5 protein-coding genes and 2 pseudogenes are annotated in these 8,528 nt (G+C 70.7%); 4 read left to right on the forward strand and 3 right to left on the reverse strand.

Features of this window, described 5'->3' with window-relative positions; all coding sequences use genetic code 11:
* Position 1: 1 nt before the first annotated feature.
* From ABD466_RS42040 to ABD466_RS44585, 4 genes and pseudogenes are all read left to right on the forward strand, one after another.
* Entirely contained in the window at positions 2-1,996 is a 1,995-nt protein-coding gene (locus ABD466_RS42040) for a vWA-MoxR associated conflict system protein (protein WP_344662910.1), read from the forward strand.
* Complete coding sequence (locus tag ABD466_RS42045; RefSeq protein WP_344662911.1) at positions 1,993-2,925, forward strand: AAA family ATPase; 933 nt, start codon at positions 1,993-1,995, stop codon at positions 2,923-2,925. The genes ABD466_RS42040 and ABD466_RS42045 overlap by 4 nt, the downstream gene beginning before the upstream one ends.
* Positions 2,918-5,827, forward strand: a complete 2,910-nt coding sequence (locus ABD466_RS42050) for a TIR-like protein FxsC (protein ID WP_344662912.1) — start codon at positions 2,918-2,920, stop codon at positions 5,825-5,827. Before ABD466_RS42045 ends, ABD466_RS42050 begins: the two co-directional genes overlap by 8 nt.
* A gap of 10 nt (positions 5,828-5,837) precedes the next feature.
* Positions 5,838-5,996, forward strand: a pseudogene (locus ABD466_RS44585) (AAA family ATPase); the annotation flags it as partial.
* Positions 5,997-6,007: 11 nt separating this feature from the next.
* Here ABD466_RS44585 and ABD466_RS42055 read toward each other — a convergent pair.
* The 3 genes and pseudogenes from ABD466_RS42055 to ABD466_RS42065 all read right to left on the reverse strand — a co-directional run.
* Entirely contained in the window at positions 6,008-6,922 is a 915-nt protein-coding gene (locus ABD466_RS42055) for a LysR family transcriptional regulator (RefSeq protein ID WP_344662913.1), read from the reverse strand.
* A 266-nt stretch (positions 6,923-7,188) separates the two neighbouring features.
* On the reverse strand, positions 7,189-7,905 hold the full coding sequence (locus ABD466_RS42060; RefSeq protein WP_344662914.1) for a G1 family glutamic endopeptidase: 717 nt from the start codon (positions 7,903-7,905) through the stop codon (positions 7,189-7,191).
* 411 nt (positions 7,906-8,316) lie between these two features.
* Positions 8,317-8,528, reverse strand: a pseudogene (locus ABD466_RS42065) (hypothetical protein); the annotation flags it as partial.

Genomic DNA, 8,528 nt, shown 5'->3' on the forward strand with positions numbered 1-8,528 from the left:
GGTGATCGCTTCGCAGTGCGATGCGGAACGGACGCTCGACCATCTGGAGACCGCGGCCCGCGAGCTCGCCGAGGCACTGACAGGTCATGGCGAGTGCGAGCCGGGATTGCGCGACGGCGAGGCGTGGATCTGCGGGAAGCTGACCGTCCCGGAGATCCGCGAGCACGTCGCCGAGGCGGTCGCCTACGCGGCCCAGGAAGAGGCGGTGCTCGTCCTGGGGCTGCTCGGCCACGGGTTCACCCCGGGCGACAAGAGCTCTCACCTGTACTTCATGGGCAGAGACAGCACGCTCGACAAGACGCTGAATGCTTACGACGTTCCGGCGGCCGTGCAGGACATCGCGGACCACCCGGACCTGGCCGGGCTCGTCGTCATCGTCGACACCTGCGCCGCGGCCGGTGCGGTGCCCGTGGCCGACGCGCTGGTCGGCGGCGCGAAGATCGGCGGCCGGCGCCTGGCCATGCTCGTGGGCTGCGCGGTGTTCCAGCCGGGGATCGACATGCGGGTGTCACGGGGACTGGCCGGAGTCCTGCGCTCCGGGGTCGCCGACTCCGGGGAGTTCTTGTCTTTCGCCGACATCAAGCCGCCCCTCGAAACCCTGGTGCCGGACCAGGACATCACCTACTTGGACTTCAACTCGGTCCCCGGCGGCGCCCCCCTGTGGGTGGCTCGGAACGCGGCATGGCCGGAACCGGCTTTGCGCGCCGCCGAGCATCCGCGGCTCCACGCCGCCCTCGGCGCCTTGCTCGGGGGAGCCGAACTCCTGCCGCAGCAGTGGGACCGGAACCTGGTCGCCGACTATCGCGCCCGTATCCTGCAACTCCCCTGGTCGGTGGAGCGGGACCAGGCGACCGAGTTGCTGGCGAACCTGGAGATCGCGGCCAAAGCGAAACGGATGCTGCGCACCTGGCTCGGTCCGCGGCTCACCACCACGCTGATCCGCCGCGCCTGGGAGCTGACAGGCCGTTCGGCGCCGCCCGGGCCGCTGAGCCTGCGTGCCGCGCTGGCGGACATCGCCGACGGCGGCTACCCGCCTCACGACCCTGGATGCCAGTACGCGCTCGCCCAGTTCGCCGCCGCTCTGGGCTGGGCCGCCGGCCAGAACCTGGAAGCGCCCGAGGTGCTCCGGTGGTTCGACGCCGACGATGTGGACGCCGGCGAGCAGTACAACGAGGCGGTGGGGCGCTTCCGCAGTCTGGAGGCCCGGGAGAACCAGCCGAGACTGGTCGTGTGCCTGGCTTCGTTCTCCGACGGCTGGCCCGAGGAACTCGTCGCCTACCTGCTGCACGGCGACGAACGCGTGGCCCGGGAGCCTTTCGCCTGCCCGCAGCGCGACGAGACCGCCGGGAACCGGGCCCTGGTGGCGGCGGTCCGGTGGGGACGTGACCGGGCCCGCGCGGCCGGCGGGGTCCTGAGCCGCGTCGACATCGCCGCCCGCGAACGGGTGCTGCTCACCTGGTGCCCGGAGAACGTCAAGGTCGGCAACCGGCTCGGCGTCGGCTTCGACGTCCGGCTGCGCTGGAGCGAGCAGATCAACCCGCCCGACGACATCTGGTGGGTGAACGACCACGCCCGCGACTGCCTGGCGAACCTGGCGGAGCACGACGGGCCCTCACCGATGGCCTGGCTGTCCCAGGACCACGTCGGCGACCGGGAGGCGCTGGAGAACGCCCTCGTCGACGGCGCGTACCGGCACAAGGCCCTGAGCCTGGACCACCTGCCCACCGATCCGGCTGTGTTCCGGCTGCTCAAGGCCTACTCGGCTGTGGTGTTGTGGCCGCAGGACGCCGGAACGCTGTCTCCGGAGGCCCGGGAACAGATGCGTCTCTGCTTCCGGCGGCTGCCGCAGTCCGTGCGCGAGGCGTACCGCGCGGAGCTGCGCGACGAGGTCGGAGAGGTTCCCGGCATGCTGCGCACGGTCTGGGACGACCCGGCCTGGCTGGATTTCTGCGACACCTTCACCCCCTTGCGGCTGGACCTGAGGAGCGAGGAATGACCTGGGCCAGGCCCTATACCGGCGACGGCACGCCGCGGGACGTCGAGCTCCCTCCGGCACCGCCGTGGCGGCGCTTCCCGCTCCCGCAGATCGGGGACGTCTACCAACCCGCACCCGGACTGGTCGACGCGGTCAACGCCGCGCTCTGCCTGCGCCGGCCACTGCTGCTGACGGGACTCTCCGGCTCCGGGAAGTCGACCGCCATCGAGTCCGTCGCCGCCGAGCTGAAGCTGGGCAAGGTCCTGCGCTGGCACATCACCTCCCGCAGCACCCTGCAGGACGCGCTCTACGAGTACGACGTCCTCGGCCGGATCCACGCCCAGCAGCTCGACCCGGCCCGCAAGGCCGACGACATCGCCGCCTTCCTGCGGCTGGGCCCGCTCGGGACCGCCCTGCTGCCCCGCGACACGCCACGCGCCCTGCTCATCGACGAGATCGACAAGAGCGACCTGGACCTGCCCAGCGACCTGCTCGAGGTCCTCGAACGCGGATACTTCGAGATCCGCGAGCTCATCCGGCACGAGCAGCCGGAGCACACCGTCGCCGACTGGGACGGGGAGGGCCGGCACGTGATCCGCAACGGCCGCGTCCAGTGCCGGGAGTTCCCGTTCGTCATCATGACCAGCAACGGCGAACGCGACTTCCCCGCACCTTTCCTGCGGCGCTGCATCCGGTTCGACATGCCGCCGCTGGACGCCGCCGCCCTGGCCGCCATCATCGAGGCGCACCTGGAAGGGGCCGCCGACCGCCCCGGTGACACCGTCCTGACCCCCATCATCGAGCGTTTCGTCAGCCGGATCGCCCGGGGCGAGACCCTGGCGGTCGATCAGTTGCTCAACGCTGCGCACCTGCTCGCCGAGCGCGGACTCACCCGCGAGGAGCGGACCGGCCTCGAAGCCCTGCTGCTGCGCGGACTCTCCAGTGCGTGACGGCGTCGCCCGGATCGCCGACGCCTTCGCCGAGGCGTCGCCGGGAACCGACGCCGTCACACTCGCCGAGGCCGTGTGGCTCGCCGCCGTCCTGCCGGAAGTCGCCGGCAGCGTCGGCGCCGCCCCGGCGGCTCGCACCGGGGCATCGACCACGGCACCCCCGGCCGTTGACGGATCCGACGCCGAATCCGGGCCGGCTCCGCAGACCGACGACCGGCCGCGCCTGTTCGACGCGCTGTCGGCCGAAGGGCCCGGCGCCCCCGTCACCGAGGCGGCGATCGGCACCGGAAGGGCTCTGCCTTCGTCCCTCGACGTGGCACGCGCCCTGCGGCCGTTCAAGAGCCGCTGGCCGCGGGGCCGGCGGAGCCGCCTGGACCTGGACGCCACCGTCGACGCCTACGCCCGCAGCGGCCGGCTCCTGCCGGTCTTCAGCCCGGCCCCCGAGCGCTGGTTCGAGGCGGCCGTGGTCGTCGACGCCGGGCTGAGCATGACGCCCTGGCAGGACGCGGCCACCGAACTGGTGCGGCTGATCGACCACACCGGTGCGTTCCGCACCGTCCGCAGATGGAACATCGCCGCGACCCCGGAAGGCGCTGCGATCCGCACGCTGGCCGGACGCCGCGTCACCCCGGCCGAACTGTCGGCCCCCGACGGGCGGCGTCTGGTGATCGTCCTCTCCGACTTCAGTTCCGGGTATTGGCACGAGGCCGCCATGTGGTCGGCGCTGCGCACCTGGGCGCTGCGCGGGCCGACGGCCGCGGTGAGTCCGCTGCCGCCCCGTCTGTGGCGGCGGACGGGGCTGAACCTCGCCGCCACGAGCGTGGCCTCACAGCGCCCCGCGACGGCCAACCGCGGGCTGGTCGTGGAAGCGGGCGGCGTCGGTGCCGCTCCCGGTACGCCGCGCGGCGACCGACGGTCCTGGATCCCTCTCCCGGTGGTGTCGCTGTCCCCGCCGGCGCTCGCCCGATGGGCCCGAACGGTCATGCACCTGGGCGTCGAGACCTGCGAGGCGGTGCTGCTCCCACCCGGCGGCCGCATCGTCCGCTCCGGGCGTGCCGGGCCGGATCAGGACCCCCATGGCGACCGGCAGGTCGCCGCCTTCCTGATGACGGCCTCGGAGGCGGCGGTCGGCCTCGCGGTGCTGTGCACACCGTTCCGCAGCCTGGGCCTGCCGCTGCTCAACCTGCTGCGCCAGGTCGTGGTCGGCGAAGTGACCACCGCGGACGTCGCCGAGGTGCTGCTGAGTGGACTGTTCGAGGTGAACGCGGGCACTGAGGGGGAGCTGTCGCTTGTCCTGAAGCCGGAAGCGCGCAGCAGCTTGGCGGCGAGGCTCAGCAAACGCGATGTGTGGCGGTCCTATGAAGCGGTGAGCCGCGTCGTGAACGAGGTCAAGGCGCTGCCGGGGCGCGCGATGGTCGCCGTCGAGGACGGCCGGGGGCCGGAGTCGGTGCCGGCGGAGGTGCAGCCGTTCGCGGCGGCGCACCACGACCTGCTCGTGATGCTCGGAGCGGCGCCGAGCGGCGGGGCGGGAGTGGGCGGAGCGGGCTCTGCGCCGGCGGCTCCTTCGCAGGGGGCTGCGGTTTTCGCACCGCCAGTGACGCCGCCAGTGACGCCGCCCGTGACACCGCCCGTGATATGGCCCAGACCCAGTGACGAGCGTGAAGAGGAGTATGGGTCGTGCTTCTTCCTCAGCTATGCGCACACGCCCCGCGTGTTCGAGGACGGACCTGACCTCAACTACTGGGTGCGGCAGTTCTACCGGGACCTGTGCAACGAGTTGGTTTCAGTGGATTCTCGCTGGCATCGCAGTACGCAGCCGCCGGGGTTCATGGACGAAGCCTACTCTGCAGGTGAGAGGTGGCAACATCGCCTGGCGAGGGAACTGGCCAACTGCCGGGTCTTCGTTCCCCTGATCAGCCCGGGCTACTTCGCATCGGAGTACTGCGGTCGGGAATGGGCGGCCTTTCGCTCCCGCCAGATGGCGCATGCGGCCCAAAAGGGGACTCCGAACGAAGCGATCCTGCCGGTGGTCTGGAAGCCGGTGCGAGACGAGATCCCTGAGGTCGCATCCACCATCCGATACGCCGGCTCCGGCCTGAGCGACGCGTACTTCGAGCGAGGGCTCTACGAGCTCATCCGCCTCGATCGTGACCGCGAATACCTCAACGTCGTCCTTCAGCTGGCTGAGATCATCGACCGGACGGCGCAGACAGAGGCGCCGCCGGTCGGGCACTTCGTGGACTTCGAGACCGTGCGGCCGTTGTTCCCCCCGTTCGCTGCCGTCAGCCGCGGTCAGCGTCACCTGAAGATCACCGTCGTCGCGCCGGACCGGGACAACCTGCCGCCCGGCCGTGATCCCGAGTTCTACGGCGACCGCCCGGAGGACTGGAGGCCGTACCACCCCGAACTGACGGTATCGCTGGCCGAACGGACCTCGGATGTGGTCCGGGACCTCGGCTTCATACCGATCATCAGCGCGCTGAGCGGTGACTCGCCGGAGGCAGCCGGCGCTGACGAAGGGCCGGAACTGCTCCTGATCGATCCCTGGGCCCTCCACGAAGGCCGCGACGTCACCGACCTGATCGAACTCGGGCGGCACCGCAGACCGTGGGTCCGAGTGCTCATCCCGTGGAGCACGAACGACCCCCAGACCGAGGAGCGTGCCTCGGACTTGTTGGCCAGGCTGCGAACCGTTCTTCCTTGGACCCTCGCGGAAGGAAACGTCGCCCTGTGGCCGGTCCCGCTGGGTGACTTCGGCCGCCACTGCGCGGAGAACGCCGAACGCGCTTGGCGCAGCTATGCCCGACAGGCCGACAGCTCGTCCACGACGGGGCCCTACCCGGACCGACCGCGACTTCTCGACTTCCCAGCCGTTCAGGAGGAAGCCGCCGATGGAGAATAAGGCTGCTCGGATGCGCGACTACGGGCAAGGGCGGATCGTCACCTTCTATTCCTACAAAGGCGGCTGTGGCTGAACCATGGCCCTGGCGAACGTCGCCTGGATCCTCGCGGCGAACGGCAAGCGCGTCATCGTGCTGGACTGGGACCTGGAGTCGCCGGGGCTGCACCGCCGTCGACGTGCCTATGCCACCCGCAGCCGCTGGTATCCGGTGATCACCCGTACCTCCGCGATCATTCTCGCGATCAGCGCTTCGGGAGCGTTGTCCGTCCAGACGACCGCCAGGTCGAAGGTTCCGGCGTCGGTGACCGGGATCCAGCGCACGCCGCCGGTCGATGCCACGCGGCTCAGCGGTTCCGGTGCCATCCACACGCCGCGGCCGCGGGCGACCGCCAGGAGGCAGTCCTCCGTTCCGGGCACGGTCGGTCCCGGCGGGGCCGGTGTTCCGTCGGGGCGGGGGTCCACGGCCCAGAAGCGTTGGGCCTCCGGTGAGGTGAGGACGTCCGGGTGGATGACGGGTTCGTCGGCGAGGTCCGTCAGGCTCACCGCGGATCGTTCGGCGAGGCGGTGTCCCGTCGCCACGGCCACCGCTCGGCGGTCGGTGCGGATCACCGCGTGGTGGAGGCCGACGTCGCCGACCGGTAGCCACATGAACGCCGCGTCGGCCCGGCCCCCGCTCAGTTCCGCCAGTTCCCGCCGGGGGGTGGGCACGCTGGTCAGAGCCACTTCCAGGCCGGGGAACGCGGCCTCCATCGCGTCGGCCACCTCGACGGCGAAGAGGTCGGTCGCGTAGGGGCAGCAGGCCAGCCGTACCTGTCCGCCCTGGCCGGCGGCGACGGCTCGGACGCGGTGTGCCAACTCGGTCAGTCCGCTGACGACGCCTTGGCCTCCGCTCGCCAGCTCCCGTCCTGCTTCGGTCAGCAGTACTCCGCGGGATGTTCGCACGAGCAGGAGGACCTGCAGGGTCCGCTCCAGTTGCTGGATGTGGGTCGAGACGGCCTGCTGTGTCAGGTGCAGCCGACTGGCGGCGCGGGTGACGTTGAGCTCCTCCGCGACGGTCAGGAAAGATCGCAGATACCTGACGTCTATGTCGATCATACTCGGACCCTAAAGGTCACACGGGGATCACCGCCAGCACGATGAGCGGCGCCGCCGCGAGGCTCAGCGCGGCGATGACCAAGGTCGACAGGCGGGGCAGTCTGCGTGTCATGGGAGTCCTCGTCTCGTGAGCAGCGGATCTCGTCGCCTACAAGACGAAACGTCGTCAGACGGTGTGACCGTTCAGCGATGTGACGTGGGCCACCTGGAGGCGCGGCGACGGCTCGCGCGGGGGCGGTGGACCCCGCGCGAGCCGTCATGGACCGCTACTGGTGCAGGTACGTCTCGGTGAAGCTGGTGCCACCGGACAGGGCACCGGTGCGTGCCTCGTAGATCCCGTTGGAGCTGGGGTCGAGGGCGGTCGGGCTGAACGAGCCCAGGGACTTGCCGTTGACGGTCGCCGCGCTGAAGCTCAGCGTGCCGAAGTTGGGGTACGAGCCGGTCGGCGACTCGATGATGACCTCGGCGCTGGTCCGGGACGCGCTGATGGACTGGGTGGTGGTGTACGTCCAGCCCCGGCTGCTGTCGGACAGCGTCAGCGTGTACTTGCGGCTGCCGGCGTAGGTGACCGAGGCGTGGATGACGTCGCCCGCGGACACCGGGTAGGTGGTGGTGCTCAGGTACACCGGGGCCTTCGGGTACATCTCGTACCAGGCCTGGTGGACCGCGTGGCCGCTGGAGCAGTCGGTGGCCACGCCGGTCTGCTCGACGCTGGAGGAGCCGTAGCCGTCGATGCCGACCCACGGCGCGTACAGGTCGTTGGTGCTGTTGCAGGTGGCGTTGGCCTCGGTCCAGGTGGCGGAGACCGAGGAGAACCCACTGCCGGTGGCGGCGTAGCCGCCCCAGTTGTACCCGTTGATGTTGTACGACAGCGGGCGGAACGAAAGGGTCTGCGCCGCGGCGGCGGACACCGGGGCGACGGAGGCGGCCACCGCGGTGGCCGAAGCGGCGAGGGAAGCGGCGCGTATCAGGAACCTGCGCATGCTGTGCTCCTTGTGGGGACGCCTTGCGTGGACGGGTGCGCCGTCAACGTAGCGAGAGGTATCAGGTTGCTCAATAGGGCGCAGAGGACAGGAACTGGACACATAACCGCAACGTGAGGGCGGTCGAAGGCGTGAGCTGCAACGACCGGAGCCGGCCCGCCGCGCGGCGCGTGGACCGGCGGGTAATGTCAAGGGCAAAGCAAGGGTGTGCGGTGCTGTATCGCGTTAGTCCCGGCGCGGATCGGGCGCCGATCGCCGCTCAGGGAGCAGATGACGGCGTTGTCGCGGTTCATCCGGCGCTGCGGCAGAGACTGTCGATCTGGACGTCGCGGTGGCGGGGTCCACCCGACAGGGCAAAGCGGCATAGCCCCCGGTCGGGAATCCCCGCCGAGGGCTGCCGCTAGCTTGCTATCAGGGGCCGACGAAGGTCCAGTACAGGTTGGCCGGGGACCACTGCGACCAGGCGCCGCCGTTCACGCTCTGCGTGAAGCCCATCTGTCCGGTCGGGCTGCCCTGGCCGCGGGCGAAGACGGCCGTGGTCTTGGCGTTGGGGTTGTAGACGACCGTCGGGTCGCCGGCGAGCTTCCAGTAGTTGTTCAGCTCGGCCCAGTTCGACCACGGCC

Source organism: Catenulispora subtropica (assembly GCF_039531675.1).
Lineage (GTDB): Bacteria > Actinomycetota > Actinomycetes > Streptomycetales > Catenulisporaceae > Catenulispora > Catenulispora subtropica.

What these genes read in the sequence shown, in the direction of transcription:
- ABD466_RS42045 (WP_344662911.1), top strand. Translation starts at nt 1,993, where the DNA reads ATGACCTGGGCCAGGCCCTATACCGGCGACGGCACGCCGCGGGACGTC.
- ABD466_RS42055 (WP_344662913.1), bottom strand. Translation starts at nt 6,922, where the DNA reads ATGATCGACATAGACGTCAGGTATCTGCGATCTTTCCTGACCGTCGCG.
- ABD466_RS42060 (WP_344662914.1), bottom strand. Translation starts at nt 7,905, where the DNA reads ATGCGCAGGTTCCTGATACGCGCCGCTTCCCTCGCCGCTTCGGCCACC.